19 protein-coding genes are annotated in these 22,845 nt (G+C 41.9%); 18 read left to right on the top strand and 1 reads right to left on the bottom strand.

Going from position 1 to position 22,845, the window contains the following annotated elements; genetic code table 11:
- Nucleotides 1-29 precede the first annotated feature (29 nt).
- Entirely contained in the window at nucleotides 30-731 is a 702-nt protein-coding gene (locus SALPA_RS01335; protein ID WP_145088745.1) for a YitT family protein, read from the bottom strand.
- Nucleotides 732-994: 263 nt separating this feature from the next.
- Between SALPA_RS01335 and SALPA_RS01330 the strand changes: the two genes are divergently transcribed.
- The 18 genes from SALPA_RS01330 (at nucleotide 995) to SALPA_RS01245 (ending at nucleotide 22,844) form a co-directional block, all read left to right on the top strand.
- Nucleotides 995-2,188, top strand: a complete 1,194-nt coding sequence (locus SALPA_RS01330; protein WP_145088742.1) for a pyridoxal phosphate-dependent aminotransferase — start codon at nucleotides 995-997, stop codon at nucleotides 2,186-2,188.
- A 127-nt stretch (nucleotides 2,189-2,315) separates the two neighbouring features.
- The gene (locus SALPA_RS01325) at nucleotides 2,316-2,543 is read left to right on the top strand and encodes a hypothetical protein (protein WP_145088739.1); all 228 of its coding nucleotides are present in this window, start codon (nucleotides 2,316-2,318) and stop codon (nucleotides 2,541-2,543) included.
- Nucleotides 2,544-3,073: 530 nt separating this feature from the next.
- Nucleotides 3,074-5,014 (top strand): methyl-accepting chemotaxis protein, encoded by a 1,941-nt coding sequence (locus SALPA_RS01320; protein WP_222427803.1) that lies wholly within the window; start codon nucleotides 3,074-3,076, stop codon nucleotides 5,012-5,014.
- 240 nt (nucleotides 5,015-5,254) lie between these two features.
- Entirely contained in the window at nucleotides 5,255-5,998 is a 744-nt protein-coding gene (locus SALPA_RS01315; protein WP_255450711.1) for a FadR/GntR family transcriptional regulator, read from the top strand.
- 190 nt (nucleotides 5,999-6,188) lie between these two features.
- On the top strand, nucleotides 6,189-6,470 hold the full coding sequence (locus tag SALPA_RS01310; protein ID WP_145088730.1) for a UxaA family hydrolase: 282 nt from the start codon (nucleotides 6,189-6,191) through the stop codon (nucleotides 6,468-6,470).
- A gap of 2 nt (nucleotides 6,471-6,472) precedes the next feature.
- Nucleotides 6,473-7,627 carry a UxaA family hydrolase gene (locus tag SALPA_RS01305; RefSeq protein WP_145088728.1) on the top strand — a complete coding sequence of 385 codons (1,155 nt, stop codon included), beginning with the start codon at nucleotides 6,473-6,475 and terminating at the stop codon, nucleotides 7,625-7,627.
- Between the two features lie 47 nt (nucleotides 7,628-7,674).
- Nucleotides 7,675-8,985 carry an MFS transporter gene (locus SALPA_RS01300; protein WP_186450846.1) on the top strand — a complete coding sequence of 437 codons (1,311 nt, stop codon included), beginning with the start codon at nucleotides 7,675-7,677 and terminating at the stop codon, nucleotides 8,983-8,985.
- A gap of 220 nt (nucleotides 8,986-9,205) precedes the next feature.
- Nucleotides 9,206-10,420 carry a mandelate racemase/muconate lactonizing enzyme family protein gene (locus SALPA_RS01295; protein ID WP_145088722.1) on the top strand — a complete coding sequence of 405 codons (1,215 nt, stop codon included), beginning with the start codon at nucleotides 9,206-9,208 and terminating at the stop codon, nucleotides 10,418-10,420.
- Nucleotides 10,421-10,654: 234 nt separating this feature from the next.
- Nucleotides 10,655-11,845: a mandelate racemase/muconate lactonizing enzyme family protein gene (locus tag SALPA_RS01290; protein ID WP_145088719.1), complete on the top strand. Its 1,191-nt coding sequence runs from the start codon at nucleotides 10,655-10,657 to the stop codon at nucleotides 11,843-11,845.
- Between the two features lie 125 nt (nucleotides 11,846-11,970).
- The gene (locus SALPA_RS01285; protein ID WP_222427802.1) at nucleotides 11,971-13,281 is read left to right on the top strand and encodes an MFS transporter; all 1,311 of its coding nucleotides are present in this window, start codon (nucleotides 11,971-11,973) and stop codon (nucleotides 13,279-13,281) included.
- 152 nt (nucleotides 13,282-13,433) lie between these two features.
- Entirely contained in the window at nucleotides 13,434-14,663 is a 1,230-nt protein-coding gene (locus SALPA_RS01280; protein WP_186450845.1) for a nitrate/nitrite transporter, read from the top strand.
- 112 nt (nucleotides 14,664-14,775) lie between these two features.
- Nucleotides 14,776-15,252, top strand: a complete 477-nt coding sequence (locus SALPA_RS01275) for a C-GCAxxG-C-C family (seleno)protein (RefSeq protein WP_222427801.1) — start codon at nucleotides 14,776-14,778, stop codon at nucleotides 15,250-15,252.
- 78 nt (nucleotides 15,253-15,330) lie between these two features.
- Entirely contained in the window at nucleotides 15,331-16,374 is a 1,044-nt protein-coding gene (locus SALPA_RS01270; RefSeq protein ID WP_145088713.1) for a 2-hydroxyacid dehydrogenase, read from the top strand.
- Nucleotides 16,375-16,378: 4 nt separating this feature from the next.
- The gene (locus SALPA_RS01265) at nucleotides 16,379-17,326 is read left to right on the top strand and encodes an SLAC1 anion channel family protein (protein ID WP_145088710.1); all 948 of its coding nucleotides are present in this window, start codon (nucleotides 16,379-16,381) and stop codon (nucleotides 17,324-17,326) included.
- Nucleotides 17,327-17,368: 42 nt separating this feature from the next.
- Nucleotides 17,369-17,737 (top strand): cupin domain-containing protein, encoded by a 369-nt coding sequence (locus tag SALPA_RS01260; RefSeq protein ID WP_145088707.1) that lies wholly within the window; start codon nucleotides 17,369-17,371, stop codon nucleotides 17,735-17,737.
- A 790-nt stretch (nucleotides 17,738-18,527) separates the two neighbouring features.
- Entirely contained in the window at nucleotides 18,528-19,814 is a 1,287-nt protein-coding gene (locus SALPA_RS01255) for a CoA transferase (protein WP_145088704.1), read from the top strand.
- Between the two features lie 133 nt (nucleotides 19,815-19,947).
- Nucleotides 19,948-21,192: an OFA family MFS transporter gene (locus tag SALPA_RS01250; RefSeq protein WP_145088701.1), complete on the top strand. Its 1,245-nt coding sequence runs from the start codon at nucleotides 19,948-19,950 to the stop codon at nucleotides 21,190-21,192.
- 50 nt (nucleotides 21,193-21,242) lie between these two features.
- Entirely contained in the window at nucleotides 21,243-22,844 is a 1,602-nt protein-coding gene (locus SALPA_RS01245) for a class I adenylate-forming enzyme family protein (protein WP_145088698.1), read from the top strand.
- Nucleotide 22,845 lies beyond the last annotated feature (1 nt).

Genomic DNA, 22,845 nt, shown 5'->3' with positions numbered 1-22,845 from the left:
CAAGCAAAAGAGAATACAGGGGCAATTCTTCAATTGTACTGATAGCTATGATTTTTTTTAACATCATCAGGAAATGGTGTGAACGGAAGATGGAAGATACGGCTGCCGCTTTTGTCTATGTAGCTTAAATGTTTGATGAAAAATCTGACGATGGAACCAGTGATGAAGGCAGAAATCACTGTGCCTTCACGAATGCCATGGATTTCGCCAAAGTAAATCCAGGATAAGATACCTGCTATGAGGACGATGCTAGTGTCAAAACAGGTCTTTGTATTGCCAAATTCTAAATGCCAATGAATGGCAATGGCATTGACAATGCCTTCACCCGGCAGAGTGACAACATTGCCGATGATTTCCAGAGTAACGCCTAGGGCGAGGATGCCGGTTCCCGCCAGTAATGTAATAAATTTACTGATGTACAATTCCGGTGTCACTATACTAAGCAGGTACATTGTAAGATCAATGAAACAGCTAAAGATACCGGTTATGGGAATCTGCAGCAACTGAATGTATGGAAACTGTCGCCGCAAGATCAGAATTTGGGTAAGTAGGAATAGCATATTTACGATAAAGGTAAAGCCGCCGAGAGAAATAGGATAACGCAAACTCAAAATATAAGGTGTGCTGGAAATCGGTGCGGTACCCAGCATGCTTTTAACGATACAGGAAATACCAAGAGCTACAAAGAAAAGGCCGAAAAAAAATAAAACCCAACGTTTTACAATAGACATAAAAAAACCTTCTATCAAAATATAATATCCTTTAATTATAACACATAAGCACAATATGTCAAAAAAGCAATAAACCCAAGTAGAACAGGTATAAAAAGTTCAGTCCATAGCAGGATTTGAAGGCGATTCATAGAATAAATTTTAGTTGTTTATATATTATGATATGATCGCAGCAAATCATCAGTAAAGTAAAAAGGGTAATTACAATAGAACTGTAAGTTTGCCCGCATGATTTAAAATGATTTTTCAGGAGGAGTACTTTTATGTTAAATCAAAATATTTTGGCGCTCGGCAAGAAGCGCTCGACAATTCGTGAAATTTTTGAATTTGGTAACCAGCGGGCAAAGCTTGTTGGCCGGGAAAACATCTTTGATTTTTCACTGGGCAATCCCAATGTGCCTGCACCGGATTCAGTACAACACGCCGTTCGTGATATAATTAATACTAAGCATCCGTCAGCGATTCACGGTTATACTTCGGCGCAGGGGAGTGAAGACAGTCGTACTGCCATCGCGGAGTCTTTAAACGCCCGTTTTGGAACCGATTATTCGGCGAAAAATCTTTATCTTACTCTTGGTGCAGCTGCATCTATTTCGCTCTGCTTTAAGGCGCTAACAGCTTCGCCGGCGGATGAGTTCATTGTTTTTGCGCCGTTTTTTCCAGAGTATCAGGTATTTATTGAGCATGGAGCTGGTGCTAAGTGCGTAGTGATTCCCGCTCAGGTACAGGACTTTCAGATTAACTTCGAAGAATTCGAGAAAAAGTTAAACCCTCATACGAAGGGGGTTGTGATTAATTCTCCTAACAATCCTACAGGTGTAGTTTATTCGGCTGAAACCATTAGCCGGCTCTCCGCACTCCTTACTACGAAATCAGAGGAATATGGCCATCCTATTTTTCTGATTTCAGATGAACCTTACCGTGAAATTATCTTTGATGGTATAGAGGTTCCATTTATTGCACCGAAATATAAGAATACGTTGGTTTGTTATTCTTATTCTAAGTCATTATCTATTCCCGGGGAACGTATTGGCTATGTTTTAGTGCCGAACACAGTAGATGATTTTGGAGACGTTTATGCTGCTATCTGCGGCGCTGGACGTGTGCTGGGGTATGTTTGCGCACCAGCGCTGTTTCAACAAGTTATTGCGCGTTGTGCGGCAGATATAGCAGATATTTCTATTTATGAAAAAAATAGAAATATCTTGTTTGAAGGCTTAACTTCTATGGGTTACAGCTGTGTAAAACCGGAAGGAGCATTCTATCTGTTTCCCAAAACGCTGGAAGAGAATGATCAGGCATTTTGTGAACGCGCCAAAAAATATGATCTATTGCTCGTACATGGTACAGATTTCGGCGCTCCGGGGCATATGCGCATCGCCTACTGTGTACAAACCGAAACTGTTCAGCGTGCTTTGCCTTTGTTTGAAAAATTAGCAAAGGAGTATGGACTGTAAAGCAAGTCGTCTTAGATCCTTTGCAAATCTCGGGACCCTTTATTGGCAGCAGAAATCCAGGCGTTTCCGGCAGGCCTTTTCAGCGGCAAAAAAATGAACAGGTAAAATAGTATAGAGGAAGAACCGGTTGGGGTATTTAAAATGTACTCTAACCGGCTTTTTGCTGTTGTCACTAGCTGCCTGTGCCAACGGGGAACAAGGTCTTCATGAATTATTGTCAATGATGAAGGAGAACTGCGAAGATGGCACATTCATTAAACTATCTAAAGAAAATGTGAATAAGTGTGGAACCAAGACAGCAATTGTTGATCAGGATGGAAAACGGAAGATGATCTATGAAGAATTTGATATATGATGTGACATTAGAGTCTGCGGTTTGTAAGCAAAAAGTTAAGATATGGGTAAAGAGTACCTTGTAAACAACTTCATTTACGACAAAATGGAAACTGCTTTGACATATTATTACAAATATGATAATATTATCACTGTGGTATCCCAGGATAGTGTAAAATGGAGCAATATGCGTTGATTCTAGTTAATGATCAAAAGTTAGACAAATTTAGTGATAAATCATCAGATATGCTTTATCACTGGTTGCAGAGCGGGTTACATTCCAATGGCATTCCAGAATACCAATAAAGATATTAATAAGAACTAACTAAATAACAACATAGTAAGGAGGTAGATTTATGGTTAATGCAGTTAATGTTAAAAAGATGGCCGGAAAAAATTTCAGGGACAGGTAATTTTCGCAGGAATATAGTGAGCTTTCAGGGAGGAGGTAAAATGATATAGGCGGGGATGGTTCATCACTGCCGCTTTTCTTGGCACAAGCCAAGTCTTATCTTATCAAAAAGGACAGGTGAAATTGTGAAACGTAAATTAATGATGTTATTAGTTTTAATTGGTATTGTTCCATTATGTTTTTTATCATTTTTCGCTTATTGGCAAATTAGCACTACGATGCAAGACGAGTATCAACGTGCCGGAATTTCTAAGGTTGGCAATCTGCGGCTGGAAGTGGATTCTTTGCTCCAGAAGAATATGTACGGGCTTAAAGCCGTTGCTAATTCTAGTAGCGCAAAAAGTATGGATATTGTTTCCGGCAAAGAAGTGCTGGTTAATGCGGCGACAGTATATACTGATATTTCACCCATCGCATTCGTTAACGGGTTGGGAATGCATATCGTAAGAAATGATAATAATCGTTTGCCGGATGTATCAAAGCGCCCTTATTTTAAGCAAGTCATGCAAGGTTCAGATGATGTTGTTTCCGATGTTCTAATTGGGCAAACCAATGGACACCCGATGGTAATTTTAGCGACGCCAATAAAAAATGAATCAGGTGCGGTAATCGGAGCTATCCAGGGATCACTGGATTTGACTACTTTAAGCGGCTTTATTGCGGAGCGTTCAAAAGATGGGGATACGGCATACATTGTGGATAGGGAGGGAAAAATCCTTGCTCATCCTGATAGCGCGGTTGTAGAGGAACGAAAAGATGTAACCCAGCTTAACTATGTACAACAGGTATTAAGCGGTCAGGAAGGGAGCATGAATATCACAGGCAGCAACGGGGAAAAGCGTATGGTAAGTTATGCGCAGGACCCCTATACAGGCTGGGGAATTTGTATTGAACAATCCTATGACAGATATACAGCCCAAGTACGTAAGCTGGCAGTAACGGATATTATAATACTAATCGTGACGATGAGTATTGTGATTGCCATCGGATATTTCTTCGCCCAAAAAATAGTAAAGCCAATTTTAAGTTTAGTAGCGGCTACGAATGCGGTAAAAGATGGCAATCTTCTTGTAACGGTTGATAAAACCGCAAATGATGAAATGGGATTGTTGACGGAAAATTTTAGTGCCATGGTTAAGAGCTTGCGGGTTCTGGTTCAAAAAGTGTCTGTTTCCTCTGAGGAGGTTACCGCATCCAGTCAGCAATTAACAGCGACTTCAGAACAGTCGGCACAAGCCGCAAACGATATAGCAGGTGCTGTTACTAATATTGCGGAAGAAACTATGAAACAACGTGATATCGTAAATGAGATGAATACCCTAGTCCAGCGGATGTCTGAGGATATAAACAATGCGGCTTCTAATGTGCGACAAGCAGCCGAAGCTGCAGAACAATCGACAGAGACTGCAACACAAGGCGAAAAGCAAATTGATTTGGCTGTAAATCAAATGGAGAATATTGAGAAAACTGTTGCTTGTTCTGCTACTGCAGTCGCTGAATTAGGCCGGCATTCCCAGGCAGTCGGCCAAATTGTTAGTACTATTACGTCGTTGGCAAACCAGACAAATCTTTTGGCGTTAAATGCGGCAATTGAGGCTGCACGAGCTGGTGAAGCCGGTAAAGGATTTGCAGTTGTGGCGGAGGAAGTACGGAAATTAGCTGAGCAATCCGGTGATGCGGCAAAACAAGTTAGTGAAATCATTTCAACGATCCAGGTTGAGACAAGTAAAGCTGTCGAGACCATGGAATCCGGTTCCAGCGAGGTTCAGAGCGGAGTAGCGGTCGTAAAAGCTACCGGGGAAGCTTTCCATAACATTGTTGCTTTTGTAAAGAAAGTATCGGAGCAAGTAACTCAAAGCAGCCAAATTTTGGAAGGTATTGCTGCCAGCAGCAACAAACTCATGGTAGCGAATCAAAAAGTTGAAGGTGTAACAAAGACGACTGCCGCTCAAAGCGAAACAATTTCCGCTTCTACGCAGCAACAGTCGGCGTCGGTGGAGGAAATTGCTGCATCCAGTCAGAAACTTGCCCAAATGGCCGAGGAGCTATCTGTGCTTGTGAATCATTTTAGCTATAAATAAGAAGAACTTTATTAAATAGAAAGGATAAATCAAGAGCTAGTTAAGGTGTTTAGCGACATCATAACTGGTTCTTTCTTTTTATACATAACTTAGTATTTTATTTAGGAGATGATGGAAGCAGTTCGTTGTTTGTAGTGCTTTTTCGGTACAATATGACATAATGAACAAGATAAGTTCACAAAAAGCAAAAATAGTTTGACAAATAGATATTGCTGGAATATAATTAATTTACAAATTGGAATGCCGGAATACCAAAGTACTCAAAAAAGGGATGTTATTATGTTTCGTTTTCCACAGGAAGAACAAGAATTGAAATTAAGTGACAAAAACTCGGAAGTGCTTTATAGTCAAATTGTAGAACGTATCCGCATGTGGATCATGAAAGGCTATATTAAAGAGGGTGAAGTACTTCCGTCGGAACGGGAACTGGCGCAATTCTTTAATGTGAGTCGAATGCCTGTAAGTCAAGCGATCAAAATATTAGAATTCTTAGGTGTTGTTAAATATATCCGAGGTAAAGGGGTATGTGTACAACAAATCGATATCAAACATTTATTGAATAATATTGGATTTTTAGTACTGGATCCGCAGTCTGGATTGAAAGATCTGCTTGAAGCCCGCGAAGCGATTGAAATTCAGGCGGTCCGACTTGCTGCGCAGCGTCGGACGAAAGAAGATCTGGATGTTATGGAAGACGCTCTACTAGAGATGGAAAGAAATATTACTATGAAAAAAGAAGTGAGTAATGCATCTATACGTTTTCACTCAGCAATAATCCTGGCTTCGGGCAATGATGTAATTGTCAAGATCAATGAATTTTTGATGGCCCTATTGCTATTTTCCCGCCAAAAATCTCTTAGAGAAATTACCCAACAAGATATTGCATTGCGCCAACATAAACGGATTTTTCAAGCGATTAAAAATCAAGATGTCAATGAGGCTGTGTGTATGATGTTAGAGCATTTACGTGAATTAAATATATGAAAGGTATCTTCTTAGATTATTATAATGGCATGCCAGCATGCCACTATAATGCATGTCTAAAGTTAGCTACCATTCAATACAATCTGCGGGTGATTTCAAGGTTGTCAATTGAAAAAGAGTAAATCTTCGTTATTTGCTATGATCATATAGATTTTATCAGACTTCGAGAAAATATGGAGGAGGGTCTTATATGATGCATAAGTTTTTGATTCACGGAAAAGAGGACAATGTTGGTGTGGCTGTTCAGGATATCAAGGCAGGCGAAGATGTGGTAGGTATTTTTTTGGATACAGATACTGAAATTACAGTCAAGGCAAATCAAGATATCCAACTCGGACACAAGATCGCTTTAAATATGATAAAGACGGATGATTTTGTAGTTGAATATGCTGAAATCATCGGTAAAGCAACTAAAAGTATCAGCAGGGGAGACTGGGTACATATTCATAACATTAAAAGTGCGAGGTGGTAAACATGAATCCAAATATATTGGGTTATCGTCGTGAAAACGGGAAGATTGGTATTCGAAATCATGTGTTATTACTTCCACTGGATGCGGTATCTTATCCAGTATGTCGGGCAGTGTCAAACATCGTTGCTGGGACTACCTTCATTACCCATCCATATGGGCGGATGCAATTTGGAGAGGATCTTGAACTGCATTTCAGGACGTTGATAGGTACAGGTAGCAATCCAAATGTAGCAGCGGTTATTGTTGTTGGTATAGAGCCAGTTTGGACCCAAAAAGTTGCTGATGGTATTGCTAAGACCGGAAAGCCAGTGGCGGCTTTCTGGACTGTAGAAAATGGCGATTTGAAAACAATCGAGCAAGCAGCACGCAAAGCAGCAGAATTTGTGCATTATGCGACAGGATTGGAAAAAGTAGAGGCTGATCTTAAAGATCTTGTTATTGGCTATAAATGTGGAGAATCAGATACAACTTCGGGTTTGGCAGGTTGCCCGGCCGCTGGTGTGGTTTGTGACCGTTTAATTGGAATGGATGCAACAGTGATGTTTGGCGAAACTCCGGAAATTACTGGTGCAGAGCATATCTTGGTAAAGCATTTTGCCACCAGGGAACTAGGAATGCAATTTCTCAAAATCCATAAAGACTATCTTGAACTAATTTTCTCAAAAGGAGAGGATCTGTTAGGATCGCAGCCTAATCAAGGAAATATTGCTGGTGGTATATCTACCATTGAGGAAAAGGCGCTGGGCAATATTCAAAAGTTAGGCAACTCGCCTATTGTTGGAATTTTGGATACCTGTGAGGCTCCAAAGAAACAGGGACTTCACTTTATGAATACTTCGTCGGCTGCTGCTGATTTGGTGACAGCCATGGCCGCAGCTGGAGCGGTGATGACTGTATTCATTACCGGTAAGGGAAATAATGTTGGCAATCCGATTACTCCAGTTGTCAAATTATGCGCCAATCCCAAGATTTGTCGTCTCATCCCGGAAAATATAGATGTTGATATAAGTGGGGTTATCAGCAGGGAATTAACCTTGGAACAAGCAGGCGACAAAATCATGGAGTGCATCATTAGGACGGCTCGTGGTCGATTCACGGCTACAGAAGTACTTAAACATGACGAGTTTGCACTAACGAGATTATTTCCTCAATCGTAAATTGATTGAAACCAATGTGTGGTAGAACTGAGGAGGATATTTTAAGAATGAACTGTGGGACAAACCGTGTTACAAATGACGCAGACTTGATTGACAAAATGAAGAAGTATAGGTTGTGGATTTTTCTTGTGATCTCCGCTACATACTTGGTTTCCTATTTTCATAGGGCAGCACCGGCGGTGGTAGGACCGGAAATTATGAAAGAATTTTCCCTGGCGCCATCTGCCTTGGGGTTTATCGGATCTATGTATTTCTGGGCATATGCAGCAACTGCTTTGCCGGCGGGGTTATTGGCTGATTCTTGGGGATCTCGCAAGACGATAGCGGCCTTTGTTTTTCTTGCAGGTATTGGAGGATTTGTTTTTTCCTTGGCGACCGATGTGGTGAGTATGGCCTGGGGACGATTCATAATAGGATTTGGTGTTGGTGTCGTATATGTGGCAGCTATGAGGATTCTGGCGGATTGGTACAAGCCTGACGAACTAGCCACATATTCTGGTGTGTTGTTAGCTGTCGGAAATATTGGAGCCCTTATATCTACTACACCTTTGGTTTTTCTTATGGGCAGTATCGGATGGCGAAATTCTTTTAGTCTGGTAGCCGTATTGACGATGGTTGCTAGCGTGATCGCCTATAGAGTGATCAGGGATAAACCTAATGAAATGGGTTTCCCATCTTTCAAAGTAACGTCTGGAACGGTGATGCAGGATACTAATGAAAAAACTTCTCTGAGTGAAGCGATAAAAGTGGTGTTTTGCAATCGGAAATTTTATTTGCTCGGACTATTGCTTTTCTCTTTTTATGGCACTTTCATGGGTGTCGGTTCATTATGGGCTGGTCCGTATTTGCAGAATATTTATGGAATATCCAAACAGCTAGCAGGCAACATTCTCATGATGTTTCCTCTTGGCATGGTTTTAGGTTGCCCGCTATCGGGATATGTATCGGACAAAATTTTGAAATCCCGCAAGAAGGTTTTGTTGTGGGGTTGTATTCTTCACACTTTATGCTATATTCCCTTGCTGTTTTTGACAAATAATCTGTCCATTGTACTATTATATGCATTGTTTTTTTGGTATGGGGTTTCTGGGGGGACTTTTGTTTCTTGCTTCGTTTGTGCCCAGGAAATATATGAGCCGCGATTTGCTGGGACTGCTGTAGGAGCATTGAATATCTTTCTCTTTTCTGGCGGTGCATTTTACCAATATGTCATGGGAATGGTCATTAATTCTTATGCGCCTCTTGCACCGGGAGTATATCCATTGGCAGCATATCAAGCAGCATTTACTATCCCAGCTTGTGGATTACTATTAGGTATTATTGCTTTCGTCTTTTTCAAAGAAAATCGTGTCAAATAAGATAGTTGAATAGGATGACTTTTTTGAAAATGTTGAATAATCATTACTGTAATTGGGCAGTTAACAGAAATTCTTAAATCGTATGGGTATGAATTCATAGTCTGGGAACAGGGTATTATTTAACTCACTCGCAACTGTAGTCGCGAATGAGTTAAAGCCTTTATCCATAGAGCCTCTCGAATTTTTTGAGAGAGTATATTAAACAAGAGGGGGATATTTTGTGAAAATCGTTAGCGTTGATGTAATGCAGGTTCCAAGCGGAAATTCTGGTGCGTCAAGGGGAAACTGGTGTCCGGTTATTGTACGTGTTAATACAGATGAGGGAATAAGCGGTTTCGGTGAGGTTGGCCTTGCGTATGGTAAGGGGTGGCGAGCCGGATTTGGCATGGTGCAGGACTTTGCTGAAGTCATTATCGGAGAAGATCCCTTAAATATCGAAAAGATATGGGAAAAAATATTTAGAAAAACATTCTGGGGTATGGGCGGTGGAACTGTTGTCAATGCCGGTATCAGTGGTATTGATATCGCCCTGTGGGATATTAAGGGAAAGGCATTTAACCTTCCAGTGTGGCAACTTCTAGGCGGAAAAACGAACGACAATCTGCGCACATATGCTAGTCAACTGCAGTATAATTGGGGTCCTAACCTTGTCAAAGAAGCACTCATCGAGCCGGAGGAATATGCAGAGGTTACTAGAGTTGCCATGGCAGAAGGCTACGATGCTATCAAGGTTGATCCGATTATCTTAAGCAACCAGCCGGATGGCAAAGGGCCATGGAAGATTACAGGACCTTTGGAGAAAAAGGTACTTAAAACAGTATATGACCGGGTTGCGGCAATGCGTAAAGCTGGTGGAGATGATCTGGATATTATTATCGAGCACCATTCGAACACCGATACAGTATCAGCGATTCAAATTGGTAAAGCTCTTGAAGATTTGCGGATATTCTATTATGAAGAGCCATGCCATCCGTTGAATCCACAATCGATGCTGGAAGTTAAAAACAATGTTGATATTCCTATTGCTTCTGGCGAAAGAATCTATACAAGATTTGGTTATAGAGAGTTCTTAGAAAATAGATCTATTCATGTTATTCAGCCGGATATTTGTCTTTGTGGCGGTCTTACCGAAGCAAAGAAAATTTGTGATATGGCGTATACGTATGATTGCGCTGTTCAGATTCATGTTTGTGGAAGTCCTATTTCCAAAGCTGCTGCGCTTCAGATTGAAGCGGTGATTCCGAACTTCCTCATCCATGAACATCATCAGAGAGCCCTAAATCCCGAAAGCCGGGCAACATGCCTATATGACTATCAGCCTGTCAATGGTAAGTACAAAGTTCCTGATTTACCAGGAATCGGCCAAGAATTGACACCTGAAGCGATCGCTAAATCCACAATTGTTACCATCTCTGCAGGTAAAACTTACGGTTGAGATAAATGAACATGTACTTTTTTTAAAGCCTGAGTAGCTCATTGTTTAGGTTTTCCGCTTATTTTGGTTTCCAATAACTGAATTTTAGCGTTTCCTGAGCAATGAGCTATTGTTCAGTATGTTGTGTATAGATTTTACTATGAATTTTAAACAGAAAGGAAGAGCATATTTATTTAAAGTTTAACCATACTGAGGGAGTTCCATTAAACGAAAATACATTGTAGGAGGCCATAAATGAAAATTACAAGTGTGGATATCATTGATGTAGCTAACGATTTTTCTTCGGCTACCAGCAAATGGCGTCCGGTTGTCGTAAAAATTAATACTGATGAAGGAATAACCGGCTTCGGTGAAGTTGGGTTAGCCTATGGTGTTGGTGCATCAGCAGGATTTGGCATGGCCAAAGATTTGGCTAAAATTATCATTGGAATGGATCCAATGAAGAATGAAGCAATTTGGGATAAGATGCAGAAAAAAACATTTTGGGGTCAAGGTGGTGGTACGGTAGTTACCGCTGGCATGAGTGGTATTGATATTGCGTTGTGGGATATCAAGGGAAAAATGCTCAATACACCAGTTTATCAGCTATTAGGAGGGAAAACACGAGATAAAATCAGGGCCTATGCTAGTCAACTCCAGTTTGGTTGGGGCAAGGGAACCGATAAAGCTATGCTTGTGGAACCCCAACAATATGCTGAAGCAGCTCTGGCTGCGGTTGATGAGGGATATGATTCAATCAAGATTGATGTACTTGCCATGGATGATAAAGCTAATTGGAACCAGCGTAATCTCAATGGTGTTCTTTCTAACCGGACGTTACGTTTAGGTTATAACAGGCTCAAAGCAGTAAGAGAAGCTGTTGGGACCGATGTGGATATCATTGTTGAAATGCATGCCTTTACGGATACTACTGCAGCTATTCAATTTGGAAAAATGATTGAAGAGCTAGGAGTATATTATTATGAAGAGCCAGTGATGCCTTTAAATCCTAAACAAATGAAAAAGGTAGCCGATAACGTTGCTATTCCTATTGCTGCAGGAGAAAGAATTTATACGAGATGGGGTTACAGGCCTTTTTTTGAAGATGGATCGATTGATGTCATTCAGCCTGACATTTGCACTTGCGGCGGGCTAACAGAAGTCAAAAAAATTTGTGATATGGCTCATATATATGATGTTACTGTGCAAATTCACGTTTGCGGGGGGCCCATTTCTACCGCGGCGGCGCTACAAATGGAGGCGGCTATTCCCAATTTCATGATTCACGAATTGCATAGATATGCTTTGCTGGAACCGAATACAACAAGCTGTAAATATAATTATTTGCCTAAAGATGGAATGTATGATGTACCTGATCTTCCTGGCATTGGTCAAGAATTGACAGAAGCTACAATTAAAGCCTCGATTGTAGAGAGTGTGAAATAGCAAGCACATATCTTCTCGTTTAGCCAATTTCGACAGTACTATCTACCAGAAAGTTTACGCCATTAGATTTGAAGTGGAGCTTATTTAAAAATCAAATAAAAACGGGGAAGGATGTAGATAGACAAATGAATATGGAAAATCGCAATATTGGTGCTCAAATTGATACCCAATTAAAGCCCACCAAGCAACGCTGGTTAGTAGCAGCCGTTTTATTCACCGCAGTTTTTTTCTCCTACCTTGACCGGGTCAATGTTTCGGTTCTAGTGGTTGACCCAGCCTTTTTGACTGCGATGGGCATCTCTGGGGCAGTGGCAAAAGGGATGCTGATGACGTCATTCCTAATTGCCTATGGTGTTGGCAATGTCATACTCAGCCCCTTAGGCGATGTCTTTGGTCCTCGTAAGGCTATGGCCGTCTGTATTGTTATTTGGATTATTTCGATGATTATTGGCGGATTGGCACCGACATACGCAATAATCACCATTTCACGGGTATTGCTGGGATTAGGCGAGGCTATGCACTTTCCTATGCAGAGCAAATTTGTAAAGCAATGGTTTCCGACGCAAGAACGGGGAAAGGCTAATGCTGTATGGCAGACAGGCATGGCTGTAGCACCGGCCATAGCGATGCCGTTTTTTACTTGGATTATTCATGTTTCCGGCTGGCGCATGAGCTTCTTTGTCCTTGCTGCGCTAAGTCTTATCCCATTGTTAATGGTATGGTGGTATACGGCTGACGGGCCACGCCAAAGTAAACGTGTGAACCATCTTGAAAGGGAGTACATTGAAGCTGGTCAAGCGAAGGAATTGGCCGCGGCGGGAGAGCAACAGGGGGACGAGGAAAAGCAAGGTATTGTTGCCGCCTTCAAATCATTCGCTGATAATCGTAATTTTTGGTTACTGACTTTTTTCTATATGATGCATGTTTCGATCTACTTTGGCACTCTGACCTGGCTGCCAAGCTATTTGAAAGAGGCCAGAGGATTTTCGTGGGCGGCTATGGGGATTTTATCGTCTCTGCCTTTTATCCTCGCGGTAGGGACAAAGATTTTATCCGGATATCTTGCCGATAAACTGCCCCGCAGATCATTGATCCTGATCTTTGAAATGGTCGGAGTTGGAGTGGGAGTGTTTTTTGCGGCACAAGTCTCTGATAATAATATAGCGGCAGCATTTATGGTTCTGGGGGTAGGGGCTGTTGGACTGGGAGGTCCTGCTTCCTGGACGGTGATGCAAAGCGTTGTCCCCAGCAAAGGGGTTGCTTCTGCAGCTGGTTTAATGAATGGATTATCGAATGGAGTTTCGGCATTGGCACCGGTGGCGATCGGAGGATTGATTGCTTTCACTGGCACCTATGCAGGCGGACTATCTTATATTATTGGCTGCAGTGTTGTGGGTTGTATCATGGCAAGCATACTGTATTTCAAGAAAATATGACATTTTTCCAGCATTAGCATGCCTGTTCGGTGTGAAACTTAGCCAGCAGATGGATTAATGAACCTGCGAGAAATGTACTTGATTTGCTAGCCAAATTAACTGCATTTCTCGCAGGTATGATGCTCAGGGATGTTATATATGGGGGGAAAAGTTTGACCGAAGACAATAAAAAACGTCGGGTACTTTGGATACTTTGCCTTTGCCAAATTGGCGCAATGCTGATCTGGTATAATTTTGCAGCTGTAATTCCTATACTTCGTACGGAATGGTCGATATCCAACGATCAGGCAGGGGCGTTGCTATCAGTCTTTCAATTAGGCTACGTCATAGCTGTAATATTTACCGGCTGGCTCACAGACAAATATGGCGGTCGTTTGATTTTTGCCCTCAGTGCGATCGAAACAGGGCTAGCTGGACTTGGATTTATCTTTTTTGCCGATAATTACCAATCCGCACTTCTGTGGCGGACTTTAGCCGGCTTGGGACAAGGCGGGCTCTATATACCAGGGATACAAATCCTTAGCACCTGGTATCCGGGACAGGAGAGGGGACGAATTATCGGCATTTTTACTTGCTCTACTGTATTTTCTTATGCGGGTGCCTACTATCTTGCTTCCGCTTTAGCGGTAGCATATTCATGGCAAACAGGACTGTTCTGGACAACGATTTGGGCTTTTCCGGCAGCATTAGCCGTATTCTTCCTAGTAACCGAAAAACAGACGCCCGCTATTGCTGCACCGGTAGCTAAGGCAGAAAAAAAATCTTCGCTCACACTATCTAGTAAAGCTTTTTGGCTAATTATAGTAGGTTATGTAGGTCATATGTGGGAATTGTATGCTTTCTGGGGTTGGCTTGGGGCCTACATAACTTACGCTTTCACGTTTCATGGCTATGAAACTTCTGTTGCTATAGGTTATGGAGGGGGAATCGCAGCTGCCTGTACTGCAATGGGAGGAATTTCTCCTGGATTGGGAGGCTGGGTGTCAGATAGATATGGTCGTTGTCTTTCCGCCACAACACTTATGCTCATAAGCGGCTGCTGTGCTTTGCTTTTCGGGTGGTTAGCTGAGATTTCTTTGTGGCTATTGATTATAGTGGGTCTGATCTATGGGTTCTTTATTGTAGCCGACTCGGCTATATACAAGGCTGGGCTTACTGAGCTGGTTCCAGCCCATGCTATGGGTTCAGCCTTAGGGCTGCAGTCTGTACTTGGTTTTGGCATCACTGTAATTACGCCACGCTTATTTGGATTGATCGTAGATAATTACAGCTGGGGATGGGCGTTTTCTTTCTTGGCAATTGGACCTTTTTTAGGCGTTGTTTGTATGCTGCTGCTTCGCAACCATCCGGAATCATGGCAGATGGCTAACGGAAAGAGGTAAGCCAGCAGGGTCACAATCTAACGCAACACCAATAAAGAAATAACAATCTACTATACATTTTTTTGTCAGTTAAAACGATAGTACTTATTAATCATACAAGGGAGTGATAAGTATGACAAAACAATATAGTGAAGAATTAAAAATGGAAAATGTAAGACATGTTGTTGACAAAGAGTATATGAAACAGGCCGCCGGGCAGAATTTTCGCGCAGGCTATAATTGTGCTGAAGCCATTGTAAGAGCCTTTCGTGATGCGATGCAGCTGGACATTTCAGATGAAGCTTTGAGGATGGCAAGTGGCTTTGGTGGTGGCCTTGGCCATGCTGGTTGTCTCTGTGGCGCTCTAACTGGAAGCATTATGGTTCTGGGAATGCTTCAAGGCCGTGAAAATAAAGAGCAAAGTAGAGAACCTATTTATACAAGCTCGCATGAGTTTCATAATCTTTTCCGAGAAAAATTTGGTGCTACCTGTTGTCGAATTCTTAATTCGCATCCTTTTGACAGCAAAGAGCATTTACGCAATTGTATAAAGATTACCGGCAATACGGCTGAATGTTTGTCTGATTTTATACGGGACAAAAGGTTATAGGAGGAATCCAGGACTATCTCTCGATACTTTTAATAATAATATCGTAGAAGGCTGTAACATTTTCGGAGGTGGTTTGCTATGCCAACAGTGGTTAGTTTACTGTCTGAGGACAAGTTTAATTCTGCAAAACCCGTTATTCCTCAAGAGTTGAACATCTTTTTCCCTAATCAATTGTCTGATCTTGATATTATAAATGCCTGTGAGGGAGCAGATTGTCTCTTTTCAGTTGGGTCAGCAGCGATGATTAACTCTTTTATCCTGGAAAGAATTCCCGATATTAAAATTGTACAATGCATGGGAGTGGGATTTGACCGTGTTGATATTCCTGCGAGTATACGTGCGGGGATTCCTGTGGCTAACGTACCGGGTTCTAATGCAACTTCAGTTGCTGAATATGTTATTGGATCACTTATTGCAATACAACGAAGGCTAGTGGAGGCCGATGCTGAAATTAAGGCAGGAAATTATCTTTCGTTTAGAAACAATATACTGCGAGAGGGGATAAAAGAGGTTAGGGGGAGTAAGATAGGCCTTGTCGGGTTTGGTAATATTGGGAGGCAAGTTGCCCAAATCGCCTCAGTACTGGGTGCATCAGTCAGTTACTGCGCTTCACATAGACAACCTCCTAATGTAGAACTCCAATATTCAATCGAGTACAAAACACTTGATTCGTTATTAGAGACAAGTGATGTTATAAGTTTGCATATTCCATTGAATGATAAAACTAGAGGCCTGATTGGGGCAAGGGAACTAGCACTGATGCCGCAAGGAAGCATTCTTATCAATACCGCACGGGGTGAAATAGTGGACCAAAAAGCACTTGCCGAAGTACTGGAAAAAGGTCATCTTGCAGGAGCATCTATAGATACCTTTACCCCTGAGCCGCCAGGTGACGATCATCCATTGCTTACTCTTTCATCAAATGCTAAAAAACGTTTACTACTAAACCCGCATACCTCTGGCATAACAGTGGGGGCATATAAGCGAATGATTGAAAATGCTTTAAAAAACATGGCCCGAGTAGTGCGTGGCGAAGTACCAAATAATATAGTAAATGGGATTTTAAGAAGGGAAAACGACCTTCAAAGTAGAGAGCGGGTATCCAAACAACTGGAGGAATAGAATTTTGGATAACAGATTAGCCTACTTTCCTGTTGGGTTATTTACCAGCATAATGGGGTTGTGCGGATTGTCAATAGCTTATCAACGCTTTGAACAAGTCTTCGGCTTATGTTTCGGAATAAGCACAAATCTCCTTATAATTTCTTATGTAGTGTTTGCTATGGTCAGTGCCGCTTATTTTTTAAAATTAGTAAAATACACGAAACAAGTAGTAGATGAATTTAAGCATCCGGTTAAAGTTTGTTTTTTTCCAGCGATATCTATTAGCATGCTGCTTTTAAGTGCTGGCACGGTCGATAAGTTATATGAAGTGGCGCAATGTTTATGGATAGCAGGCTCCGCGTTACAGATTGTTTTTACAACAGTCATTCTGTCCAGGTGGATGAATCATAATAATGAAATTGTTCATTTGAATCCGGCATGGTTTATCCCGGTAGTTGGCACTATAGTAGTACCGATAGCCGGAGTGGAGATTGCACACCGTGAATTCGCGTGGTTCTTTTTTAGCATCGGTCTATTTTTTTGGTTAATGTTGTTTTCCGTAATATTTTACCGAATTATTTTCCAAAGGCAGCTTCCACCCCAGTTAATGCCAACATTGTTTATATTAGTTGCACCACCGTCACTGGCGTTTATTTCTTATACAAAAATAACCGGAGAAATGGATAGCTTTGCACGAATACTTATATATATAGCTCTTTTTATTGTTATTTTACTGCTCTCAATGACAAAAAAATTTACTAAGATTAATTTCTTTATATCCTGGTGGGCATATACCTTCCCTATGTGCGCTGTAACGATTGCTACTACGGTTGCCTTTAAATTTACGGGATTGCCATTTTTTTTCTGGCTGGCAGCTATGCTATTAATGGTGACCACTTTAATCGTTGTAACAGTAGTGATAAAAACGATTAACGCCTTTTGGCGTAATACAATTTGCATCCCGGATTGAATAAGCGAAAAAATAAATAATTAATAGTCTGGAGGTATTTATATGTCAGAATTAGAAAAAACATCCACGGCAGATTGGCGCTATCTGGAGCAGATTCCCTGGGAAAATCATTTAACTGCCCCCGGGGTAAAAATTAAACCTTATATTTCTCAAAAAGAGCATTATCTAGACGTTACCTGTATGTTAGTCAAGGTGGCACCCGGGATTGAAGTACCAGAACATATTCATCCGCAACAAGACGACATTCTCTTTCCATTGTCTGGAAAAGCCGCTATGTGGATTGATGGTGTTGGCGATTTCCCATTAATCCCTGGCGTGGCAGTTAGAGTGCCCAAAGGAGTACGACACAAAATTTATGACGTTAGAGAAGAATTGATTATTCATGACGTGTTTTTTCCGGCACTGATTTAATGCAGCTGACAGGAACTCGAATTCCTTGATTGGCCTGATTACTGGATATTGATCCACCTCGATCACCTCTAAAATCTCCTGCTGATTTTGTCTCGTCAACTAAAGCATAACAGGATTTTAATGTACTCGGGGTGGCTCACTTCTGGAAAAGATAATTGCCCATTCTATTTCGAAAAGAGAGTAATGGTTACATCAATTAGTTAATTCATTTTTAACTAACTAATAAGTGTAAGGAGTGGTAGTTTTGTATACTATTGGGCTATACTGTGTAGTTTGTACAGTATTATTAATCTCCTATACAAGAGATAAGCAGGAGACATCGAATGATTTGCAACGAATTGCAAGCTGGGTATCAGGAATTGTAAAAGTATAAAGTCTTTTAAGATGGTAATACAGGGACCAGCTAACTGAAGTCAAGTAAAATATGTGTGTTTATGTTCGCTTAGATGATGTCTAAGCGATTTTTTGTTGGGGGCGCTTCCTACGGATAAATGCGATAACATAAGTGAACACGTATGTATTTAGTAAAAAATGGTTGACATGGTAAAATTATTAGATTATTATAAAAATAGGTCAATCGACCGACCTGATATTTTTAATACTAATTAACTTGCTGTAACAGGGATCAGTTATCTGTTATTGCAGTATAGCTAAAAGTTACTTAGTGCGTTTAATATTTATAGCACTAAGCATTATGGAGGTGTTTATATATGTTTTTATAAATAATCCATTGGTCGATTGAAGTCAATAAACTACATAGCAAAAAAGACAATAAGGGAGGATTTGGATTATGAATCGATGGGAAAAGCTTGAGTACAAACCAGCCCCACTATTTGCCCCTACTTTTGGACCCCTTTCCGGAATAAGAGTTTTGCTAAATGGAACTGTCGTGGCAGCTCCCTTCTGCGCTACGATGATGAGTGACTTTGGCGCCGAGGTAATTGCTCTTGAACGGCCTAAAGTAGGTGGTGATCCTGCCCGCCATCAGAAACCACAGATTGTTAAAGGAGACAAGCATATCGGTGGTGGATGGATGCAAAATTCCAGAAACAAACTAAGTTTTGCCTTGGAAACCAACCTGAATATACCGGAATCCAAAGAAATCTTTTTGTCGTTGATTAAGAACTCAGATGTTTGGATTGAAAACATGGTTTGGATTGACAAGCTGGGAATCACCGATGAAATGTTAATGGAGGTCAACCCCAAATTAGTCATCTGTCACATCAGCGGTTACGGAACAACTGGATTTGGCGGTGAGCAAAGACACATAAACCGACCCGGATATGACCCCTTGGGACAGTCTGAATCGGGCTGGGCGTTGCTGCAGGGGTATCCTGATCTTGCGCCATACTATGCTCAGCAGTATGTAGGTGACTACCTGACAGGTTTAATCGCAGTCAACGGAATTTTGATGGCTTATATGAATGCCCAAAAAACCGGCAAGGGTCAAAGGATCGATGCTAGCTTGACTGAAAGCTGGATGAGGGTAATGGATGACAACTTTGTCCTTTGGACCATGAACAAAACCCTCAAACACAGACAGGGCATCATGCAGACCGCTTTTCAGCCGGCAGGCGTTTTTGAATGTGGGGACGGAGGATTTATTAATCTTGGTTCCTATGGAAAGACAGCTTACAATAACGTATTAAAAGGCTTTGGCATTGACTCGAAGAAATACTCCTACGAAGAATGCAGCAGCTCACCGGAAGCAGTTGCCAGTCCGCTGGGCCGTGAACTGGATGGTATTTTCAAAAAATTCTTTAAGGACCATACGGCACAGGAAGCAATAAATATTTGCATTGACAACAAGATCTCAGCAGCACATATTAAAACCGCTGAGGAGGTTTACAATGAACCGCACTGGCGCATGAGAGGTGACTGGGTAAAATACACCGATCAGACGCTAAACAAGGAAGTGGAAGCCTTTGGTGTTATGCCTAAGCTCTCGGAAACTCCGGGACAGGTATGGCGTGGGGCTCCGGCTCTAGGACAGGACACGAATAAGATTCTTACCGAACTCCTTGGCTACAGCGAAAGCGAAATTGAGGCGTTAAAGGGTAAGGGTGTTATTGATTAAGCCGCTCGTCATAGGATTGCCAAATGATCTCATGGGTTCATCCAATAGGGCAAAAGATTTAGTCTAACGTGAGGAACGGTAAAGAATACCAGCCACGGATAGTCCAATAATTTGGATAAATGGGGGTATTAATATGGAAACAAAATATAACCGTTGGTTAATACTTGGCGCGACAATCATTGTTAATGTTTGTATCGGATCACAATATGCCTGGAGCGTTTTTGCAATGCCGCTGGGAAATTTGTTTGGTTGGAGTGGACCGGTTCTTGCTTTAGCTTTTACACTTACTTTCATCACTGGGCCGATTGTCATGACTGCAGGTGGTATGCTGCAAGACCATAAGGGAGCAAAGTTTAACATTGTGATTGGCGGCATCCTCTTCGGTGTAGGTATGTTTTTTACCGGATTCATTTCCAGCCCGGAGATGCTTTATTTTACGTTTTCACTTATTGCTGGGGTTGGTGGAGGAATTGTTTACGCCGGCAATGTAGCCAACACGAATAAGTTTTTCCCAGATAAACGGGGGTTGGCAGTTGGATTGGCCGCGGCCGGATATGGTTCAGGGGCGATGATTGCAGCTCCAATCGCCAGTTTCTTGATTATGAACAATGGTGTGCTGGATACCTTTAAAATATTCGGGGCCGTGTTTTTGGTAGTTATTTTGGTTTGTTCGTTAATCATAAAAGCTGCTCCCACGGGATACCGGCCCGAAGGCTGGCAGCCTCCGGTCGCCGCTAACGCGGTAAGCCCGGCGTTGATTGACAAAAATTGGCGACAAATGCTGCAAGACCCTCGCTGGTATGTTATGGCCTGCATGTTTGCCATAGCTGCTTTGTCCGGACTGATGATTTTGGCCCACGCTTCGTCAATCGGCCAGACCATGTTCAAATTAAGTCCACAAATTGCCGCCTTTTACGTCAGTTTAATTGCTGTCTTTAACATGGCCGGACGTATTATTTTTGGATTTGTATCAGATAAAATTGGGCGACCTAATACGCTCGCCATTATGTTTACCATCTCGGCGTGCATGCTGTTCTTGTTGACAAATGCAGCTTCGTACGTTGGTTTTGCCGCTGCCGGCGCAGGAATCGGTGCCTGCTTCGGAGGAGCCCAAGCCATTTTCCCATCGCTGGTTGCGGAAAATTATGGGACGAAAAATGTCGGGGTTAACTATGGGATTACTTTTGTAGCTTTCGGTGTAGCGGCTTATTATGGGCCAATGATTGCCGCCAATGTTGCGAAGGCCAATAATGGAATTTATACCCAGGCATTTTGGTTTGCCATGGTCTTAAATGTTATCGGGCTTGTTATTACCTTTGGTTACAAAATGCTTGATAAAAGAAGTAAACTCCTTAGCACTAATCATATTGCACGATGAGACCGTAGTAGCAATATAAAGAATATTATTAGTGCGGAGGGGTTAGTATCATGACTACGAGACGACCGGTAGCACCGCATATTCCGCTCGATAAGCAGCCCTATCTGCAGGGCAGACAGTTAGAATTTGAGAGTATAGCGCAAATGCTTACGGTACGGTCGAGGGAAACTCCGGCTGCGCCGCATGTATATTATTATGATCAGAAATTAACGTACAAGGATACCAATGACCGGGCGAATAAGGTAGCCAATTTTCTCAAGGCAAAGGGCGTGAAAAAGGGAGATGTTGTCGCAGTTATGGTTCAGAATTCTCCTGAAATTTACTACGCCATGTGGGGAGCCCAAAAACTAGGGGCGATAGCTATGGCAGTTCATTATATGTTGAAAGGTACAGAGATTGCCTATCTTCTTAATGACGCCCGGCCTAAGGTAGCATTTGTCGGCAATGATTTTATGACTGAATTCACCAAGGGTTTTAACAAGGCGGGTTGCCATCCTTATGTAGTAGAGGTGGCGACTGAATCTGAACATTCTTCAAAATTAGTACGGGAAAAGATGGCTGACATCTTAGCAAGGTATCAGGTTGATGAATGTTTAGTCCCACAAAGTCCGGACGATAATTTTTTGCTGCTATATTCGTCTGGCACAACTGGGCGGCCGAAGGGAGTGCTGCTTCCCAATAAAGCAGGCCTTTCGGTTTGCCGGGATGTTAACCGCAGCGGTATTGTAACCGGTGATGATGTAATGTTGCTGATGTTACCAATGTTTCACGCCTGTCCGTTATGTGTGTTTACTTATCCATTAAGTTACGCCGGGCAAGCCTTGTGTATCAGCACTCGTTTCTCTGTCAGTGATTTTTGGCGGGATGTTATCAAATATGGGATTACTATTATTATGGGTGTACCGACTATGTATGACTATATTTTGAACAAAATTGACCCGCAAAGTGTTGATATGACCAAAGTAAAAATAAAGTATGCAAATACCGGCGCAGCTCCACTTTCAGTGGAAACGCGCCGGAGGTTTAAAGATTGTTACAATATTGATTTTCTGGTCGGCTATGGTCTAACCGAGGCTTGTAGCGGAACCAGTGTCGAGCCGCCGCTGGGACACTTTAAGGAAGGTTCATGCGGTATGCCTTATACCGAACAAAAAGTTGAAATAATGGATGAACAGGGTAATATTCTGCCAAATAATGTAATCGGAGAAATTTGCATTCAAGGCGATTGCTTGATGTCTGGCTATTTGAATAAGCCGGAGCAGTTTGCCGAGGTGATGCGGGGCGGATTTTTGCATACTGGGGATTTAGGCTATTTTGATAATGAAGGGTACCTTTTTATTACTGATCGTAAAAGGGATATGATTATTCGCGGTGGAGAGAATATTTATCCCCGGGAAATAGAGATTGTTCTGGAAGCCCATCCACTCGTGCGTGAGGTTGCCATAATCGGCATTTCTGACAAAATGTTAGGTGAACGGGTCAAAGCGTTTATAGTTCCCAAAGTCAAAGGCTTATTGTGCGCCGCCGAGCTGAAAGCGTGGTTGACTGAGCGGATTGCCATTTGTAAAGTTCCCGATTCCTATGAGTTTTTGGATAAACTGCCTAGAACAACTACCGGTAAAGTACAAAAATTTGTATTGCGGAGTGGATAAC

This window comes from Sporomusa sp. KB1, from assembly GCF_007830295.1.
GTDB lineage: Bacteria > Bacillota > Negativicutes > Sporomusales > Sporomusaceae > Sporomusa.
The sequence above is the reverse complement of the archived record's forward strand: the minus strand, read 5'-3'. Positions and strand labels throughout refer to the sequence as shown.